This is a genomic window from Ruegeria sp. AE3, from assembly GCF_056542225.1.
On sequence record NZ_JBQFZL010000011.1, the window covers coordinates 1 to 17,193 of the forward strand.

The following is a 17,193-nucleotide window of genomic DNA, read 5'->3' on the forward strand; positions in this document are numbered from 1 at the left end:
CAGGGCCTGCGCTTCGCCATCCGCGAAGGCGGCCGCACCGTCGGCGCCGGCGTCGTGTCGAAGATTACTGAATAATTCGCACAAGCGAATGAACCAACGAAAAGGGCTTCCCTCGGGACGCCCTTTTTTCGTTTTTGCCTAAGCTGATTGTAATGCTACTTCTCTCATATTGAGGCATCACAATTAGAAAGAGGTCACAGCATGCACTTATTGGCGCGTTCAGTTGGTCTAGTTGCTGCACTTGTTTATTTATCCACATCAGCGTCCGCACAGCAGATCGCGGACAGGATTTATCTCGGAGGGCCTGTGTTAACGATGAACGATAAGGCTCCGTCCGCTGAAGCGGTCGCAGTCAAAGACGGACGCGTTCTTGCTGTGGGTTCGTTGTCTGATTTGTCGATGCATCGCGGTGAAGAAACCGAAACGTTTGACCTGGAAGGCCGCGCGATGCTTCCGGGTTTTGTAGATAGCCACGGTCATGTGGTCATGGGGGGGGTGCAGGCATTGTCCGCCAACCTTCTTGCGCCGCCTGATGGGAAAGTCGTTGATATCGCCAGTCTGCAAGCCACGTTGACTGACTGGGCCGACGAAAATGCGCAAGCCGTTGAACAGGTCAAAATGATCATCGGCTTTGGTTACGACAATGCTCAATTAAAGGAACTGCGCCACCCTACGCGACAAGAACTGGACATTGTGTCTGAGGACTTGCCGGTCGTTATCGTTCATCAGTCCGGGCATTTGGGAGTAGCAAACTCGAAAGCTCTAGAGTTGGCAGGCATCACAGCCGCTTCAAAAGCCCCTCCGGGCGGAGTGATTCAACGCGATGACGCCGGTGAGCCAAACGGTGTTCTGGAAGAGTATGCGTTCTTTTCGGTCCTTGTGCCCATGTTGGGAAATCTGGGTGAAGAAGGCCTGGCGGCATTTGCCAAAGCTGGAACCGAACTTTGGGCACAGTTTGGATACACGACCGGACAAGAAGGCCGAACCTCAGGAGAAATTGTTGACGTTCTCAAGAAAGTTGCCGCCGAAGATGGGCTCCCAATTGACGTGGTAGCCTTCCCGGATGTTCTTGGGGCCAGGGAATATATAGGTGCAAACACCTCCAAGAACTACGACGACCGGGTTCGGGTCGGGGGCTGCAAGCTAACGATTGACGGCTCGCCTCAGGGTTTCACGGCTTTGAGGGATCGGCCCTATTATGATCCAGTCGGAAGCTACTCCGCCGGTTATTCAGGGTATGCTGCTATTACGATGGAGCAGCTACAGGACGCCGTTAATTGGTGTTACGAAAATGGGTTCCAAATCCTTGTGCACTCTAACGGGGAAGGGGCTTCTGACATGCTGATAGCAGCTCTCGAAGAGGCACAGATGAAGTATGGCGACCCGGGGAATCGTCCGGTTCTGATCCACGGTCAGTTTCTAAGAGAGGATCAGGTTGCGAGTTTTAAACGCCTCGGCGTATTCCCATCGCTTTTCCCGATGCACACGTTTTACTGGGGGGATTGGCATCGTGATCACACCGTTGGGCCGGTCAATGCAGACAATATCTCACCCACAGGATGGCTGCTCGAGCGGGACATGATGTTTGGCACACACCACGATGCCCCGGTGGCCTTTCCAGATAGCATGCGTGTTCTTGCTGCGACGGTTACTCGACGCACACGCTCTGGAGATATTTTGGGGCCGCATCAGAGGGTCGATGTTATGACTGCCTTGAAAGCCATGACAATCTGGCCCGCTTGGCAGCATTTCGAGGAAGATGAAAAGGGGTCCATTGAGGTTGGCAAAGTTGCGGATTTCGTGATCCTGTCAGACGACCCCACATCCGTTGACCCAGAAACACTGGCGGAACTAGAAGTGCTTGTAACCGTGAAGGGCGACGAGATTGTTTATGAAGCCGAAGTGGGTGTCCGAGAGGGCAAATTGGATTACTCGCCGTTCTCAAATGATCCTGTGATTGCCCATCTGTATCTGCATGCGGTTTACCAAGGGATGAAGGTAGAAGACGCATGGCTAACCAATGGCGTGTCTGGCGGCGAATAAAACGGTGTTCTTTGTGACGTTTGCCCCTTGCCAAACCCCGCCAACCCCACTAATACGCGCAGGTTCTCAACAAGAACATCAAGGCGGGATGATTCCCGCCTTTTGGGTTCGATGAGGGTTGGCGATGCGCGTCTGTCCTCCTCTCAACCTCAACGCCTGATAAAAGGCTGTTATTATGCAAAGCCAAAATATCCGTATTCGGCTGAAGGCATTTGACTATCGCGTTCTGGATGCCAGCACGCAAGAGATCGTCAACACTGCCAAGCGGACCGGCGCGAATGTGCGCGGCCCGATCCCGCTGCCGAACAAGATCGAGAAGTTCACGGTTCTCCGTGGCCCTCACGTTGACAAGAAATCCCGCGACCAGTTCGAGATCCGCACGCACAAGCGTCTGCTCGACATCGTTGATCCGACCCCCCAGACTGTGGACGCGCTGATGAAGCTCGACCTGGCTGCTGGTGTGGATGTCGAGATCAAGCTGCAGTCGTAAGATCGGAGGGTATAGATTATGCGCTCTGGTATTATCGCAAAAAAAGTTGGCATGACCCGCCTGTTCATGGAAGACGGCAAGCAGATCCCTGTGACCGTTCTTCACCTGGACAACCTGCAGGTTGTAGCACAGCGGACCGCTGAAAAAGACGGCTACACCGCCGTTCAGCTGGGCGCTGGTGCTGCCAAGGCAAAACGCACCTCGAAGGCCATGCGCGGCCACTATGCCGCTGCCAAGGTCGAGCCCAAGCGTAAGCTGGCCGAGTTCCGCGTCTCCGAAGATGGCCTGATCGAAGTGGGTGCCGAAATCTCGGCAGAGCATTTCCTGGCCGGTCAGAAGGTTGACGTTTCGGGCACCTCGATCGGTAAAGGCTTTGCCGGTGCGATGAAGCGCCACAACTTCGGTGGTCTGCGCGCCTCGCACGGTGTGTCGATCAGCCACCGTTCGCACGGTTCGACCGGTCAGTGTCAGGATCCGGGCAAGGTGTTCAAAGGCAAGAAGATGGCCGGTCACATGGGTGCTGCCCGTGTTACCACCCAGAACCTCGAGGTTGTCAAAACCGACGCCGACCGTGGTCTGGTCTTCATCAAAGGCGCCGTTCCCGGGCCGAAATCGGGCTGGGTCACCGTCAAGGACGCCGTGAAGAAGAAAGCACCGGAAGGCCTGCCTTTCCCGGCTGCTGTGAAATCGGCTGCAACCGAAGCACCTGCGGAAGAAGTATCCGCGGAAGGTGGTGAAGCATGAAACTTGATGTAATCAAACTGGACGGCGGCAAGGCCGGCGACATCGAGCTGGATGCAGACCTGTTCGGCCTCGAGCCGCGCGCGGACATCCTGCACCGTGTGGTCCGTTGGCAGCGCAACAATGCGCAGGCCGGCACCCACAAGGTCAAGACCCGCTCGGAAACCAGCTACTCGACCAAGAAGATCTATCGCCAGAAAGGCACCGGTGGCGCACGCCATGGTGACCGTAACGCACCGATCTTCCGCAAGGGTGGTGTTTACAAGGGCCCGACCCCTCGTTCGCACGGCCACGACCTGCCGAAGAAGTTCCGTAAGCTTGGCCTGCGCCATGCTCTGTCGGCAAAAGCCAAAGCAGGTGAACTGGTTGTGATCGAGAACGCCGAAGCCGAAGGCAAGACCGCCGCACTGGCCAAACAGGTTGCAAACCTGGGCTGGAAACGCGCTCTGGTCATCGACGGCGCGACCGTGAACGAAGGGTTCCTGAAGGCGTCGCGCAACATCGAAGGTCTGGATATCCTGCCGTCGATGGGTGCAAACGTTTATGACATCCTCAAGCGTGACACCCTGGTGCTCACCAAAGCGGCTGTCGAAGCACTGGAGGCTCGTCTGAAATGAGCGCGAAGGCAGAACACTACGACGTGATCCGCAAGCCGATCATCACCGAAAAGTCGACCATGGCGTCCGAAAATGGCGCGGTTGTCTTTGAAGTGGCGATCGAAAGCAACAAGCCGCAGATCAAAGAGGCCGTTGAGGCGCTGTTTGGTGTGAAGGTCAAGGCGGTGAACACCACCGTGACCAAAGGCAAGGTCAAGCGGTTCCGCGGCCAGCTGGGCCGTCGGAAGGACGTCAAGAAAGCATATGTGACCCTGGAAGAGGGTAACACAATCGACGTAAGCACCGGTCTCTGATCCGACGCTTACAGCGACACTTTACGGCCCCGGTGGATCACTCCGCCGGGGCCGATTTCGTTTCAGGCGTCGAAGCTGGGGACGCGCGTCAGGGCAGGGCGGTCACACGCCCTCCAGCGGTCGCCTCAGGGCGGTTCTGACGTTTCGGGCTCATTGGCCGCCTCAACAGCCATCGCACCCTCTGGCGGCCTCTGAGCGGCCTGCAAGCGGGGCAGAGCCTGCAACGGATATAGAAAAGGCGCCGTTAAGGCGCCTTTGGGTCGTTTTAATTGTGTGCGTGGTTATGAGCAATATACGTGCCGGTGCGCGATATCTGCGATGTCGCAGCGGCGGATGCCGATATCGTCCAGCTCACGGTTGCTCAGACGCTGCAACTCGGTATAGGTGCGTTGATACTCAGCAGCACGAGCGCGGGCTGTTTTGATCCGTGTGATCATGTCAGCGATCCGGGTGCCGAAGTTGAAGCCGGTATGGGTCAGTGTCGCAGTTGTCATCTCTGTATTCCTTTCTCGTATCAGGGCGTATTCCCTGACGTTTCCTTTTGAGTTCCTTCATTGGACAAGGCAGAGATAGGAGCGTTTGCTATCGCTAACAACGCAGATTTTGGTCTAGCCGGTATGCATGCGGCGAATAACTTTCGCTGGTTGGATTGCTCGTAGCCTGGTTCCTGTTCCTATTGGCATGGATTTTGCAGTTGACCTGCAGATTGACGCGATGGCCATCTGCGGTTTGCAGCGACTTTCAGTTTGTTCCCAATACCGGACCCACCTGCTGAAATGCAAAATAAAGTCCCGTCGGATCACGAAACACACGCGGTGCATGCTGCGCGCTTTGCCGTGATCGAACACGCACTTCGGACGCTCCAAGCGTCAAAGCATCACGTACCGCATCCTCGATAGCGGTGACCTTAATTCCAGGTAGCCAGGCGCATCTTTCACGTATCTTTATATCTGGTGAAGCAACCACAGGAATATGTGTAAGCCACTGACCTGGCCCGGCCGCGCCCGTGCCATCCGTCTTCGAAGATGTTCGGTCAAACAACGATTGGTAGAATTCGACTGGAAACTCCGGGCTTTCGCTCAGATAAACCTCTGTTGTGAACTGTTGTGTAGGTATCGGGTAATCGTGTTGTGAAACGGAAATGCCAAACCTGGCTCCCAAGGGGTCCAACAATAGGCAGTTTCGCCCAACGCCGGGCACATCAAAGGGGCGTCGAATGATGTGCGCGCCCAGCTTCTCGGCACGCTTTGAATACTTGTCAACATCGGGAACTTCGAAATAGGGAAGCCAGCCGGCATCAAAACCCGCTGGAGTTTTGGTCAATCCACTTCCGGCCTCCCCATTCAGAAGAGCAAGAGTGAATTCCCCTTTTCCCCGACCCCAGACATAGTCTTCGGTGCTTTCCTTAATGAAATCCCACAACGCTACACGGCCATAGAAAGCCTCGGAAGCGTTCAGATCAGGCGTAAAGAGGTCATGCCATACGATCCGTCCTGTCTTATCCGCACTCACTTCAAGAACCTCCTGCGTGGAACACGCTGGGTAGTTCATCACAACCCATTTGGTCATTGATACAGATCAATCAGAACACGCCGCTCCTGAGATCCGGGTTGGAGGAAGGAATCCCCAAGAAGCTGAAGTGCCAACAAAAAACGCCCCCGAATTGACCGGAGGCGTTTTTGTTCTTTCCGATGAAGGCGGGCTTAACCGCGCTCTTCGACGATCTCAACCAGATGCGGGATCTTGCGGATCATGCCGCGCACCGAAGGAGTATCCTCCAGCTCACGGGTTCTGTGCATCTTGTTCAGGCCCAGGCCGATCAGGGTTGCGCGCTGTTCGGCGGGGCGACGGATCGGCGAACCGACCTGTTTGACGACGATGGTTTTTGCCATGACGTGCTCTCCTTATGCTTCTGCTTCAGCAGCAGCCGGTGCTTCGTCCCGCTTGGGCAGGATGTCAGCAACCTTTTTGCCACGACGTGCAGCAACCGAACGCGGGCTCTGCTCTTTCTGCAGGCCGTCGATGGTGGCGCGGATCATGTTGTACGGGTTCTGCGAGCCCAGCGACTTGGACACAACGTCCTTGACGCCCAGCATTTCGAACACGGCACGCATCGGACCACCGGCGATGATACCGGTACCTTCAGGCGCGGCGCGCATAACCACTTTACCGGCGCCGTGACGGCCCTCGATGTCGTGGTGCAGGGTCCGACCTTCGCGCAGCTGCACGCGGATCATCTGACGCTTGGCTTGCTCAGTCGCCTTGCGGATGGCCTCAGGTACTTCTTTCGCTTTACCCTTGCCAAAGCCGACGCGGCCTTTCTGATCGCCGACAACCACCAGAGCGGCGAAGCCAAAGCGCTTACCACCTTTTACGGTTTTCGACACGCGGTTGATTGCGACCAGGCGATCTGCAAATTCCGGTGTTTCTTCACGGTCGCGGCCACGGCCCCGACGGTTTTCACGTTCTGCCATTTGGCATCCCTTTTCCTCTAGAGGCGCTTGCGGCGCCAATTACTCAATCGAAGTGAACCCGTGAATGACATTCTGGGGCTCCCCGATCATCGAGGCGGGCGGACCCGCCTTCAAAGTGCCGGTGCCGGGCTGAAGCCCGGCACACCATCAGATCTTCAGGCCACCTTCACGCGCAGCGTCGGCGACAGCCTTCACTTTGCCGTGGAACAGGAAGCCGCCACGATCGAAATAGGCCTCTTCGACGCCTGCCTTCTTGGCACGCTCGGCGATGGCCGCGCCGACTTTCGTCGCCGCTTCGACGTTGTTCTTGCCAACAACACCCAGATCTTTTTCCAGGGTCGAGGCCGAGGCCAGGGTCACGCCACGTACGTCGTCGATCAGCTGAACAGAGATGTTCTTGTTCGAACGGTGTACGGACAGGCGCGGACGACCCGCGTTGACCTTGCGAAGTTTGTTCCGAACGCGCAGGCGGCGCTTCAGAAACAGGGTTCTTTTGCTGTTTGCCATTGTCTGCGTCCTTACTTCTTCTTGCCTTCCTTGCGGAAGATGAACTCGCCCTTATAGCGGATGCCCTTGCCTTTGTACGGCTCGGGGCGGCGCCACTCGCGGATTTTGGCCGCGGTTTCGCCCACCAGCTGCTGGTCGATACCTTCCACAACGATTTCGGTCTGCTTCGGTGCGGTGATGGTGACACCTTCCGGAGCCGTGAAATCAACATCGTGGCTATAGCCCAGGTTCAGCTTCAGGGTGTTGCCCTGCATCTGCGCCCGGTAACCAACACCCTGGATCTCCAGCTCTTTTTTGAAGCCTTCAGTCACACCGGTTACCAGGTTGGCAACCATGGTGCGGCTCATGCCCCACTGCTGGCGGGCACGCTTGGACATGCCGCGAGGGTCGATCTTGACCACGTTGTCTTCAACCGACAGCGTCACGTCGTCGGTGGCGGTGAAGCTGCGGGTGCCTTTCGGACCTTTGACTTCGATGGTCTGACCCGACACAGAGGCGGTTACGCCGCTGGGCAGCTCGACCGGTTTTTTACCAATACGAGACATTGCAGACCTCCTTAGAAGACGGTGCAGAGCACTTCGCCGCCAACATTGTTGGAGCGAGCGTTTGCGTCCGACATCACACCTTTCGGAGTGCTGACAATCGACACGCCCAGACCCTGACGGACCTGCGGGATGTCATTGACGCCCATGTATACGCGGCGACCGGGTTTCGAAACCCGCTTCAGTTCGCGAATGACAGGAGTGCCTTCGTAGTATTTCAGGCTGATTTCGATGGCCGGATGACCGTTTTCGCCGGTCGTCTTTTCATAGCCACGGATGTAGCCTTCGTCCGCCAGCACGTCCAGAACCCAAACACGCAGCTTTGACGCCGGAGTGGATACGGTGGATTTGCCGCGCATTTGCGCGTTGCGGATACGGGTGAGCATATCGCCGATAGGATCATTCATATCTATGTCTCCCTTACCAGCTCGATTTCACCATGCCGGGGATCTGACCAGCAGAACCCAGCTCGCGCAGCATGATACGGCTGACCTTCAGCTTACGGTAGTAAGCGTGGGGACGACCGGTCAGCTGACAACGGTTGTGCAGACGGGTAGCCGAGCTGTTGCGCGGCAGTTTCGCCAGTTTCAGACGCGCTTTGAAACGCTCTTCCATCGGCTTGCTCTCGTCATTCGCGATTTCTTTCAGCTCGGCACGCTTTGCGGCATATTTGGCCACCAGGCGTTCGCGCTTCTTTTCGCGTTCGATCATTGCTTTTTTAGCCATGTCTCAATCCTCCCGGCGCTTACGCGTTGAACGGCATGTTGAATGCTTTCAACAATGCCTTTGCTTCAGCGTCGGTTTTCGCTGTGGTGGCAATTACGATATCCAGGCCCCAGACCTCGTCGACCTTGTCGAAGTCGATTTCCGGGAACACGATGTGCTCTTTCATGCCCATGGCAAAGTTGCCACGACCGTCGAAAGAAGGCTTAACACCGCGGAAGTCACGAATACGCGGCATTGCGATCGTGATCAGACGATCCAGGAATTCGTACATCCGGTCACCGCGCAGGGTCACTTTCGCACCCAGCGGCATGTCTTCCCGGACGCGGAAACCCGCGATCGACTTCTTCGCCTTGGTTGAAACGGCCTGTTGACCGGCAATTGCAGTCAGATCCTCGACAGCAGCTTTCGCTTTCTTCGAGTCTTTGACGGCCTCGGCACCACAGCCGATGTTCAGAACGATTTTTTCCAGCTTGGGCAGCTGCATGTCGTTCTTGTAGCCGAACTCTTCTTTCAGAGCGGCACGGATGGTCTCGGCGTACTGCGCTTTCAGACGCGGGGTGTAGGTTGCGTTATCAAGCATCGATCACGTCCCCTGTGGTCTTGGCGAAGCGAACTTTCTTGTCGCCTTCCACGCGGAAGCCAACGCGGGTTGCTTTGCCGTTCTTGTCCAGCAGTGCCAGGTTCGAAAGATCGACCGGCAGAGCTTTGGGCAGGCGGCCGCCTTGCGAGGTTTGCGACTGGCGGGTGTGGCGGATGGCGATGTTGATGCCATCGACCACAGCTTTGCCGGCTTTGGGGTCAACCGAGGTGATAGTTCCCTCTTTGCCCTTGTCCTTGCCGGACAGCACGACGACCTTGTCGCCTTTGCGGAGTTTAGCAGCCATGATTACAGCACCTCCGGAGCCAGCGAGATGATTTTCATGAAGTTCTTCGCGCGCAGTTCACGAACAACGGGGCCAAAGATACGGGTACCTACGGGCTCGTTGTTGTTGTTCAAGATGACGGCGGCGTTGCGATCGAAACGGATCGCGGTGCCGTCTTCGCGACGGACTTCCTTGGCGGTGCGTACGACGACGGCCTTACGGACGTCACCTTTCTTTACGCGGCCGCGCGGGATGGATTCCTTCACCGAGACGACAATGATGTCGCCAACGGAGGCGTATTTACGCTTGGAACCACCCAGGACCTTGATGCACTGAACTCGGCGTGCGCCAGAGTTGTCAGCGACATCCAGATTGGTCTGCATCTGGATCATGTGGTTTCTCCCGACCTGTGGGGGCTGGTCTGATTAAATCCCCCAGGGTTTCGACAAATGAAAAATCCCGGAAGCTTACGCTTCCAGAACTTCCCAACGTTTCGTCTTCGATTTCGGCGCGCATTCGATGATGCGTACAGAGTCGCCGACCTTGAAGGCGTTCTTTTCGTCATGAGCCCGGTATTTCTTGGACTTACGAACGGTTTTGTGCAGCAGCGGGTGCTTGAAACGGCGCTCGACCAGCACGGTGATGGTCTGTTCGTTGGCGTCGCTGGTCACGGTGCCTTGCAGGATACGCTTGGGCATCTGATTACTCCTCGGATGCCGCAGCAGCGGCCTTTTCGTTCAGGATGGTTTTGACGCGGGCAGCGTTGCGGCGGGCCGCTTTGATGCCAGCAGTGTTTTCCAGCTGACCGGTTGCCTGTTGAAAGCGCAGGTTAAAGCTTTCTTTCTTCAGGTTGACCAGTTCCTCGCGGAGCTGATCAGGGGTCTTGTCACGCAGTTCTTGGGCGTTCATCGCCTTTTCCTTTGCTCAAAACACCAGAAGGCCCCGTACTCGGGTCACCTTTGACCTGGTGGATGAATGATAGACATACGAATCGCCCGACAACGCCGGGAGACCGCAAGATGCCGCTCTATAGGGGGTTAGGGGTGGGGTGGCAAGGGAAAGTTTGCCATGCGGGAACAGGGAATTTCCCGAAATCAAAAACCCGCTTGTGTCACCGTGTCAGACCCTGGCTATTTGCCACTCTGGTCAATACGGACAGCATCTCGGAAACCTCTTCCGGCGAAAGACGGCCATGACCGTCCAGGAACGCTCCGATGTCACGCCCGGTATATCGCCCCGTCAGCTTCCCTTCGTCAAGGATCAGATTGTTTCGCGCAAGCTCCACGGCGGTCACATGGCAAATACGGCATTTCTCGATGAAGACACCGCCCGAGTCCCGGATAATCCGGAAATGAGCAAGCAGTACCTCGGCCTTGTCCGTAGTCACCCCGCCATGACCGGAGCGCAGGTAATTTTCGACCGCCCGTCCGGACCGGGCTCCGACCAGCACGCCATCTGATACACCAAGCTCATCCCAAACGAAATCACCGGAATGGGGGGCGTGGCATCCGGCACAGCTGTCTTCGTATATGCGGTGCGGGTTCGCAACTTGCCCCACAGCACTTGTCGTGCAGGCAATTGTCGCAACCAGAACGAATGAGAATAGGGCTTGCATCGTAAATGCCTGACCAAATCCTGAACAATACACCTCAACATGACGGGCGGGTGCATAGTTTGGATTCTATCGTGTGTCTGAACCCAATGGAATGATTGAGATCAGATGGCTCAATTTCGCTTTTACGAAAAACGCGGCCCCGTTTGCACGAGACCGCGTCTGCAACTGTCTAAGTCTGGGCGACTTACGCCAGAGCGATGTTCACAGCCGACTCGCGGCCGTCACGGCCGGGCTCGATGTCGAATGTTACTTTCTGGTTGTCGGCCAGACCGGTCAGACCCGAGCGTTCGACAGCAGAGATGTGTACAAACACGTCTTTGCCACCGGTCTCCGGTGCGATGAAGCCAAAACCTTTAGTTGTGTTGAACCATTTTACGGTGCCATTGGCCATATCCGTATTCTCCAAATAATTGCTGTCCGCGGAATTGCGACAGCGCGGCGTGGTCGGTCTGGATCGAGAGACTGAACGCCGAATATCGGGAGACAGTGGTCGAAAAAGAAAAACGTAAGCGTGCCTCACATGGTCCATGTCGGCACATATTGCAAGTGTTATCGAAAACTCTTTGTGAATCGTGATTGGTAGGGGGCCGCCCGTTCGTCTCGCAAACGCTACACTGAACAACTACCGTGCAATGAGCTGATGCTCATTCCCACTTATAGTTGAAACTCACTGATATCCGCTCTTCCTCGGCCATGTTCATCGGCACTTCGTGGCGCAGCCAGCTTTCCCACAGCAGGACATCGCCCACCTGCGGCTTCACATAGATGAAGGGCTGCAAATCGCGCCGCCCGCCTTTCAGCCGCGTCGGCGCGGCCATCATGCGACCTGAGCGGGGGTCTTCCAGCTTCAGCGCGCTCGCGCCTTCGGGCATCGCCACATAGGTGGTGCCGGAAATCACACTGTGCGGGTGCAGATGGCTGGAATGCATGCCACCCTCGGGCAGGATGTTGATCCACAGGTCTTCCAGCTTCAGCTTACCCTCACCCAGATCAAACTCCAGATCCTTGGCAAAAGCCGCCACATGGCTGTCCAGCGCCTTGACCAGATCGGCGAATATCGGAAACCGCCAGGGCAGGTCGGTCAGCGAAGCATAGCTGGTGTAACCGGGATAGCCGTTTTCTTCGCACCAGTCCTGACCGGCCTCGTCATCCTCGGCGATGACAAGGCACGAGCTTTCCAACTCCTCCGCATCGATCGGGGGACCAAACTCGGACAAAGAGGCACGATAGAGGCGGGTGACGAAGAGTGATTCAATCTGTGGCATGGGGCTGTCTTAAACCAGCCGCGCGGTGAAGGCGATGGCTGTTTTGCGAGGCTCTGCCTCGCGCTCCGGGATATTTGCAGCCAGATGAAGAACGGATCCCCTGCTTCATCTGGCCCAAAATATCCCGGGGGAGGCGCGCGGCACGCGCGGCGGGGGCAGAGCCCCCTAAAGAAAAACCCCCGCCGATGTTTCGACGGGGGTCAATCTAGTCACGAGCGGGGGTGCCCCGGATCGCTTACCAGTCTTCGCGAACCACGACGCGGGTCTTGATCGGCAGCTTCATCGCAGCCAGGCGCAGGGCCTCGCGGGCGATGTCGTCATTGACGCCGTCGATCTCGAACATCACGCGACCGGGCTTGACCTTGCAAACCCAGCGGTCGACCGAACCCTTACCTTTACCCATACGAACTTCGATCGGCTTTGCCGTGACCGGAGTGTCGGGGAAGATGCGGATCCAGACACGGCCCTGACGCTTCATGTGACGCGTCATGGCACGACGTGCAGCCTCGATCTGGCGTGCGGTTACACGCTCAGGCTCAATCGCTTTCAAGCCGTAGGTGCCAAAGTTCAGATCAGAGCCGCCCTTGGCTTCGCCCTTGATCCGGCCTTTGTGCAACTTGCGGAATTTTGTACGCTTTGGTTGAAGCATATCTTTCCCTCCTTAGCGACGACCGCCACCAGCACCACGAGGTGCAGGGCCGTCCTGGAGTTCCTGTGCTTTACGGTCACGTGCCTGCGGATCGTGCTCCATGATCTCCCCTTTGAAGATCCAGACCTTGATCCCGATGATCCCGTAGGGGGTCATCGCTTCGGCATGTGCGTAATCGATGTCGGCGCGCAGCGTGTGCAGCGGCACACGGCCTTCGCGGTACCATTCGGTCCGTGCGATTTCGGCACCACCCAGACGGCCAGCGACGTTCACCCGGATACCCAGGGCGCCCATGCGCATAGCGTTCTGTACGGCACGCTTCATCGCGCGGCGGAACGAAACACGGCGTTCCAGCTGCTGAGCGATCGACTCGGCAACCAGTTGACCGTCAAGTTCGGGCTTGCGCACTTCGACGATGTTCAGGTGCAGTTCGCTGTCGGTCATCGCAGCCAGCTTCTTGCGCAGGACTTCGATGTCCGCACCTTTCTTGCCGATGATGACACCCGGACGTGCGGTGTGGATCGTAACGCGGCACTTCTTGTGCGGACGTTCGATGATCACACGGGCAACACCGGCCTGCTTGCACTCTTTCTGGATGAACTCACGGATCTTGAGGTCTTCCAGCAGAAGATCACCGTAGTCCTTGGTATCTGCGTACCAGCGGCTGTCCCAGGTGCGGTTGACCTGAAGGCGCATGCCGATCGGATTGACTTTATGTCCCATTAGGCTTGCTCCTCAACTTGACGCACCTTGATGGTGATCTCCGAGAACGGCTTCATGATCTTGCCGAAACGGCCACGGGCACGCGGGCGACCGCGCTTCATGACCAGGTTCTTGCCAACCCAGGCTTCGGCGACGATCAGCTCGTCAACGTCCAGGTTGTGGTTGTTTTCGGCATTCGCGATTGCGGACTGCAGGCACTTCTTGACGTCCTGCGCGACACGCTTGTTCGAGAAAGTCAGGTCGGTCAGGGCCTTCTCGACTTTCTTGCCGCGGATCATAGCTGCTATCAGGTTCAGTTTCTGCGGGCTGGTGCGAAGCATGCGCGTTTTCGCCATTGCTTCGTTTTCAGCCACGCGGCGGGGGTTCTTTTCCTTGCCCATGACTTACTTCCGCTTCGCTTTTTTGTCTGCGGCGTGGCCATAATAGGTCCGGGTCGGCGAGTATTCACCGAACTTCTGACCGATCATGTCTTCCGAGACGTTTACCGGGATATGCTTCTGGCCGTTGTACACACCAAAGGTCAGACCCACGAACTGGGGCAGGATGGTGGAACGACGCGACCAGATCTTGATAACTTCGTTGCGGCCCGACTCGCGCGCTGCTTCGGCTTTTTTCAGCACGTAAGCATCGACGAAAGGACCCTTCCAAACAGAGCGAGACATGGATTAACGTCCCTTCTTCTTGGCGTGCCGCGAGCGGATGATCAGCTTCTGGGACGCTTTGTTCTTGTTGCGGGTACGCTTACCCTTGGTGTCCTTACCCCACGGCGTAACCGGCGTACGGCCACCCGAGGTACGACCCTCACCACCACCATGCGGGTGGTCGATCGGGTTCATAGCAACACCACGAACCGACGGACGCACGCCCTTGTGGCGCATACGACCGGCTTTACCGATGTTCTGGTTGCTGTTGTCGGGGTTGGACACGGCACCGATGGTGGCCATGCATTCCTGACGGACCATGCGCAGCTCGCCCGAGCTCAGACGGATCTGAGCGTAGCCGCCATCGCGGCCCACGAATTGCGCGTAAGTACCGGCCGCACGTGCGATCTGACCGCCTTTGCCAGGCTTCATCTCGATGTTGTGGACGATGGTACCGATGGGCATGCCCGAGAACGGCATTGCGTTGCCCGGCTTGATATCGGCCTTTGCCGACGCGATGACCTTGTCACCAACAGCCAGACGCTGCGGAGCCAGGATATACGCCTGCTCGCCGTCTTCGTATTTTACCAGTGCGATGAACGCGGTCCGGTTCGGGTCATATTCGATCCGCTCGACGGTTGCCGCGACATCAAATTTGTTCCGTTTGAAGTCAACGATCCGGTAGAGACGCTTTGCGCCACCGCCGCGGCGGCGTGAAGTGATCCGTCCGGTGTTGTTCCGGCCGCCCGATTTGGTCAAACCCTCTGTGAGAGACTTGACCGGACGTCCTTTCCAAAGCTCCGAACGGTCGATCAGCACCAGCCCGCGCTGGCCCGGCGTCGTCGGCTTGTACGACTTGAGTGCCATGCTTTCTGTCTTCCGTTTAGCAAGTGCAGGGGAGGTCCCCCGCTATGTGATAGGCCCCCGTAGGTGCCAAAGGTATAGGGCCCCGAAGGTCCCCGGTTGCAAAATATCTAAGGCCCCGGAACGAATCCGAGGCCGCAAGATTGGGAGCGTTTAGCAGTGTTGGCGGTGGGTGTCTATAGGATAAAGCACATTCTCTTAGCACATATCAGAAAGCCTGCACACGCACGTTTCGGCGTTTAAGAGCGCGAAAGACGATCCGCTCCTGCACGATCACTTTTTGTCGCGCGCGGCCTTCTCGTCCTTGGTCAGCTTGTTGTTCCAAACGTTGTTGCTTAAACCCAGCTCAACGCGTGCAGGTTTGGTTTTTCCGACGCTGACTTTGCCTCCCTTATCTAGGAACTCTTTAATAAGGGCGTCATCTGTCGTTTCTTTGGGGATATATTTCATGAGAATGACACTATCCGCATCAAACTCTAGGGGCAATGACCGCAATGCGGGACAGAGCAGTCATTCGCTCTGGCGTTACTGGGCTTGAGATAGCTAGAGTTGTGTTCGTACTCAAGAGAGAGCGTTATGGAACTGGATAACGAGACTATTTGGAACTCGCGCGCAATTGACACAGCGCAGAGCTTTGCAGTGATTTGCCGCGAACTGTGTGACGCGGACCCAAGCAAACCTGTAAATCCACTAACACACATCATGCACGACACGATGACGGAGTTGTGGGATCATGGTTTCAGTCAAACCGAAATCCGTCAGGCGTTTCTCGAGGCAATTGATGATTTAGGTAGGTATGCCGCAGGCGAGGAAAGACGAAGCTGAATGTCATCCAGCTTAGTTCTTTTCATACAGTCTGGGCTCCCAGCAGAAACTCATCTAAGTAAAAGAACTCCTGCTTTTTCGAAGTTTTCTTTCCGGCGTTCAGAGCCGTTGAACGAATTCCTCACCCATAAAGCGCGCGGGCCTCGGCAAAGGACAGCAGACGGCGGCTTTGCTCATCCCACAAATGCAGCCGCGCGTTGGCGAGGCTTTCGCGGATGGTCATCCGGTTGCTGTTGGCCAGTTCATCATGGTCGCGCAGCACTTCGGTCAGGCGATAGAACGGAATGCGGCTGTAGAGGTGATGCACGTGGTGGATACCGATATTGGCGGTGAACCACTGCAACACGGACGGCAATATATAATGAGAGCTTCCGTGCAGCGCCGCTTCGTGCAACTGCCAGTCTTCATCGGCGTCCCAATGCGTGTCCTCGAACTGGTGTTGCACATAGAACAGCCATACCCCGGCGGTGGCGGCAATCAGGGTCGAGGGCAGGAAGATCAGAACCATCGGCATCAGCCCGCCAAAATAGTAGATGGCCACAAGCGCAACCAGAATGGCAAGATTGGTGGCCATCGCGCTGACCCAGAACCGGACGCTGTCGGTCAGGCCCAGTGGAAGGCGGTTCTGAAACAGGAACAGATAACCGGGGCCAAAGACAAAAAGGGTGATCGGGTTTCGATACACACGATACCAGAACCGGTTCATCGGGGTTTTCGCCTGATATTCGGCCACGGTCAGGGTGTGGATATCGCCCATCCCGCGCTTGCCCAGATTGCCGGAACTGTTGTGATGTGTGGAATGCGTGCGGCGCCAGACATCATACGGTGTCAGCGTCAGAACTCCGATCGTGCGTCCAACCCAGTCGCTGACCGTGCGGTTCTTGAAGAACGCGCCGTGCCCGCAATCATGCTGGATGGCAAACAGGCGCAACAGAAAGGCCGCGTTGAGAACGGAAATCGCAAAAGCCAGCCAATAGCTGACCGACAGCGACATCCAGGACAAGGCCCAAAGCGCGAAGAAGGGGATGATACTGACGCCCAGTTCAAACGCGCTGCGCAGCTGGTCGGGTTCGCGATATTTGGCAAGCGTTGTTACCCAGTCACGTGCAGCGGTAGTCTCCGGCTGTTTCCGGGTCGAGAGAGTGGTTTCAGTCATGCGCCTGCCAAGTTCTTGTTTGTGGCAATCCGGATAGACTACCGCCCGGTCATGGCAAGCGATATTTGCCAAAATCGCCATATTTCGTGCTCAATTTTCGGACAGACCCCGGTGAAGGTGTCCTTTTGGGTTCACCTTGCGGGGCCGGTCCCGGGGCTT

30 protein-coding genes are annotated in these 17,193 nt (G+C 56.7%); 7 read left to right on the top strand and 23 right to left on the bottom strand.

All coding sequences use genetic code 11. The annotated features are described in order from the left end of the window. The 6 genes from ACR0NZ_RS16080 to ACR0NZ_RS16105 form a co-directional block, all read left to right on the top strand. The coding region (locus ACR0NZ_RS16080) for an EF-Tu C-terminal domain-related protein (RefSeq protein WP_203238105.1) at positions 1-75 on the top strand (75 nt) is incomplete at its 5' end. Between the two features lie 240 nt (positions 76-315). Then, a complete protein-coding gene (locus ACR0NZ_RS16085) occupies positions 316-2,043 on the top strand; it encodes an amidohydrolase (protein WP_480520325.1) in 1,728 nt (575 codons plus the stop codon). Between the two features lie 175 nt (positions 2,044-2,218). After that, entirely contained in the window at positions 2,219-2,533 is a 315-nt protein-coding gene (gene rpsJ, locus ACR0NZ_RS16090; protein WP_008756422.1) for a 30S ribosomal protein S10, read from the top strand. 18 nt (positions 2,534-2,551) lie between these two features. Next, a complete protein-coding gene (gene rplC / locus ACR0NZ_RS16095) occupies positions 2,552-3,277 on the top strand; it encodes a 50S ribosomal protein L3 (protein WP_171638102.1) in 726 nt (241 codons plus the stop codon). After that, complete coding sequence (gene rplD / locus ACR0NZ_RS16100) at positions 3,274-3,891, top strand: 50S ribosomal protein L4 (RefSeq protein ID WP_480474058.1); 618 nt, start codon at positions 3,274-3,276, stop codon at positions 3,889-3,891. The genes rplC and rplD overlap by 4 nt, the downstream gene beginning before the upstream one ends. Then, positions 3,888-4,184, top strand: a complete 297-nt coding sequence (locus ACR0NZ_RS16105; RefSeq protein WP_170609990.1) for a 50S ribosomal protein L23 — start codon at positions 3,888-3,890, stop codon at positions 4,182-4,184. The genes rplD and ACR0NZ_RS16105 overlap by 4 nt, the downstream gene beginning before the upstream one ends. 281 nt (positions 4,185-4,465) lie before the next feature. Here ACR0NZ_RS16105 and ACR0NZ_RS16110 read toward each other — a convergent pair whose 3' ends face one another. From ACR0NZ_RS16110 to ACR0NZ_RS16215, 22 genes are all read right to left on the bottom strand, one after another. Continuing rightward, positions 4,466-4,678 carry a DUF1127 domain-containing protein gene (locus ACR0NZ_RS16110; RefSeq protein WP_209505835.1) on the bottom strand — a complete coding sequence of 71 codons (213 nt, stop codon included), beginning with the start codon at positions 4,676-4,678 and terminating at the stop codon, positions 4,466-4,468. 247 nt (positions 4,679-4,925) lie between these two features. After that, the gene (locus ACR0NZ_RS16115) at positions 4,926-5,753 is read right to left on the bottom strand and encodes a VOC family protein (protein WP_480520327.1); all 828 of its coding nucleotides are present in this window, start codon (positions 5,751-5,753) and stop codon (positions 4,926-4,928) included. A 134-nt stretch (positions 5,754-5,887) separates the two neighbouring features. Continuing rightward, positions 5,888-6,076 (bottom strand): 50S ribosomal protein L30, encoded by a 189-nt coding sequence (gene rpmD / locus ACR0NZ_RS16120; protein WP_480496045.1) that lies wholly within the window; start codon positions 6,074-6,076, stop codon positions 5,888-5,890. Between the two features lie 12 nt (positions 6,077-6,088). Beyond that, positions 6,089-6,658: a 30S ribosomal protein S5 gene (rpsE, locus tag ACR0NZ_RS16125; RefSeq protein WP_480474056.1), complete on the bottom strand. Its 570-nt coding sequence runs from the start codon at positions 6,656-6,658 to the stop codon at positions 6,089-6,091. 147 nt (positions 6,659-6,805) lie between these two features. Next, positions 6,806-7,165, bottom strand: coding sequence for a 50S ribosomal protein L18 (gene rplR, locus ACR0NZ_RS16130; protein ID WP_010437103.1), 360 nt, complete (start codon positions 7,163-7,165; stop codon positions 6,806-6,808). Positions 7,166-7,176: 11 nt separating this feature from the next. Then, the gene (rplF, locus tag ACR0NZ_RS16135) at positions 7,177-7,710 is read right to left on the bottom strand and encodes a 50S ribosomal protein L6 (protein WP_039523384.1); all 534 of its coding nucleotides are present in this window, start codon (positions 7,708-7,710) and stop codon (positions 7,177-7,179) included. A gap of 11 nt (positions 7,711-7,721) precedes the next feature. Then, positions 7,722-8,114 carry a 30S ribosomal protein S8 gene (gene rpsH, locus ACR0NZ_RS16140; protein ID WP_209505841.1) on the bottom strand — a complete coding sequence of 131 codons (393 nt, stop codon included), beginning with the start codon at positions 8,112-8,114 and terminating at the stop codon, positions 7,722-7,724. Positions 8,115-8,127: 13 nt separating this feature from the next. Continuing rightward, positions 8,128-8,433: a 30S ribosomal protein S14 gene (rpsN, locus tag ACR0NZ_RS16145; protein ID WP_142639784.1), complete on the bottom strand. Its 306-nt coding sequence runs from the start codon at positions 8,431-8,433 to the stop codon at positions 8,128-8,130. A gap of 19 nt (positions 8,434-8,452) precedes the next feature. After that, positions 8,453-9,013: a 50S ribosomal protein L5 gene (gene rplE, locus ACR0NZ_RS16150; protein ID WP_480484777.1), complete on the bottom strand. Its 561-nt coding sequence runs from the start codon at positions 9,011-9,013 to the stop codon at positions 8,453-8,455. After that, on the bottom strand, positions 9,006-9,317 hold the full coding sequence (gene rplX, locus ACR0NZ_RS16155) for a 50S ribosomal protein L24 (RefSeq protein ID WP_480484776.1): 312 nt from the start codon (positions 9,315-9,317) through the stop codon (positions 9,006-9,008). The genes rplE and rplX overlap by 8 nt, the downstream gene beginning before the upstream one ends. A gap of 2 nt (positions 9,318-9,319) precedes the next feature. Continuing rightward, positions 9,320-9,688, bottom strand: coding sequence for a 50S ribosomal protein L14 (gene rplN, locus ACR0NZ_RS16160; RefSeq protein WP_480520329.1), 369 nt, complete (start codon positions 9,686-9,688; stop codon positions 9,320-9,322). A gap of 75 nt (positions 9,689-9,763) precedes the next feature. Further along, positions 9,764-9,994 carry a 30S ribosomal protein S17 gene (gene rpsQ / locus ACR0NZ_RS16165; protein ID WP_209505845.1) on the bottom strand — a complete coding sequence of 77 codons (231 nt, stop codon included), beginning with the start codon at positions 9,992-9,994 and terminating at the stop codon, positions 9,764-9,766. Positions 9,995-9,998: 4 nt separating this feature from the next. Beyond that, a complete protein-coding gene (rpmC, locus tag ACR0NZ_RS16170) occupies positions 9,999-10,205 on the bottom strand; it encodes a 50S ribosomal protein L29 (protein WP_209505847.1) in 207 nt (68 codons plus the stop codon). A gap of 202 nt (positions 10,206-10,407) precedes the next feature. Further along, positions 10,408-10,911, bottom strand: coding sequence for a hypothetical protein (locus ACR0NZ_RS16175; protein WP_480496043.1), 504 nt, complete (start codon positions 10,909-10,911; stop codon positions 10,408-10,410). Between the two features lie 184 nt (positions 10,912-11,095). Further along, the gene (locus tag ACR0NZ_RS16180) at positions 11,096-11,302 is read right to left on the bottom strand and encodes a cold-shock protein (protein WP_480474053.1); all 207 of its coding nucleotides are present in this window, start codon (positions 11,300-11,302) and stop codon (positions 11,096-11,098) included. A gap of 253 nt (positions 11,303-11,555) precedes the next feature. Beyond that, positions 11,556-12,176, bottom strand: a complete 621-nt coding sequence (locus ACR0NZ_RS16185; protein WP_480474052.1) for a 2OG-Fe(II) oxygenase family protein — start codon at positions 12,174-12,176, stop codon at positions 11,556-11,558. A 235-nt stretch (positions 12,177-12,411) separates the two neighbouring features. Next, positions 12,412-12,825 carry a 50S ribosomal protein L16 gene (gene rplP / locus ACR0NZ_RS16190; RefSeq protein WP_267364819.1) on the bottom strand — a complete coding sequence of 138 codons (414 nt, stop codon included), beginning with the start codon at positions 12,823-12,825 and terminating at the stop codon, positions 12,412-12,414. Positions 12,826-12,837: 12 nt separating this feature from the next. Further along, complete coding sequence (gene rpsC / locus ACR0NZ_RS16195; protein WP_209505853.1) at positions 12,838-13,548, bottom strand: 30S ribosomal protein S3; 711 nt, start codon at positions 13,546-13,548, stop codon at positions 12,838-12,840. Continuing rightward, the gene (gene rplV, locus ACR0NZ_RS16200) at positions 13,548-13,928 is read right to left on the bottom strand and encodes a 50S ribosomal protein L22 (protein ID WP_480520331.1); all 381 of its coding nucleotides are present in this window, start codon (positions 13,926-13,928) and stop codon (positions 13,548-13,550) included. Before rplV ends, rpsC begins: the two co-directional genes overlap by 1 nt. Positions 13,929-13,931: 3 nt before the next feature. Then, positions 13,932-14,210, bottom strand: coding sequence for a 30S ribosomal protein S19 (gene rpsS, locus ACR0NZ_RS16205; RefSeq protein ID WP_005980699.1), 279 nt, complete (start codon positions 14,208-14,210; stop codon positions 13,932-13,934). 3 nt (positions 14,211-14,213) lie between these two features. Next, the gene (gene rplB, locus ACR0NZ_RS16210; protein WP_480474051.1) at positions 14,214-15,056 is read right to left on the bottom strand and encodes a 50S ribosomal protein L2; all 843 of its coding nucleotides are present in this window, start codon (positions 15,054-15,056) and stop codon (positions 14,214-14,216) included. 270 nt (positions 15,057-15,326) lie between these two features. Beyond that, positions 15,327-15,503: a hypothetical protein gene (locus ACR0NZ_RS16215; RefSeq protein WP_480520333.1), complete on the bottom strand. Its 177-nt coding sequence runs from the start codon at positions 15,501-15,503 to the stop codon at positions 15,327-15,329. Positions 15,504-15,629: 126 nt separating this feature from the next. Between ACR0NZ_RS16215 and ACR0NZ_RS16220 the strand changes: the two genes are divergently transcribed. After that, entirely contained in the window at positions 15,630-15,878 is a 249-nt protein-coding gene (locus ACR0NZ_RS16220; protein ID WP_480520335.1) for a hypothetical protein, read from the top strand. A 121-nt stretch (positions 15,879-15,999) separates the two neighbouring features. Here ACR0NZ_RS16220 and ACR0NZ_RS16225 read toward each other — a convergent pair whose 3' ends face one another. Next, entirely contained in the window at positions 16,000-17,034 is a 1,035-nt protein-coding gene (locus ACR0NZ_RS16225) for a fatty acid desaturase (protein WP_480520431.1), read from the bottom strand. Positions 17,035-17,193 lie beyond the last annotated feature (159 nt).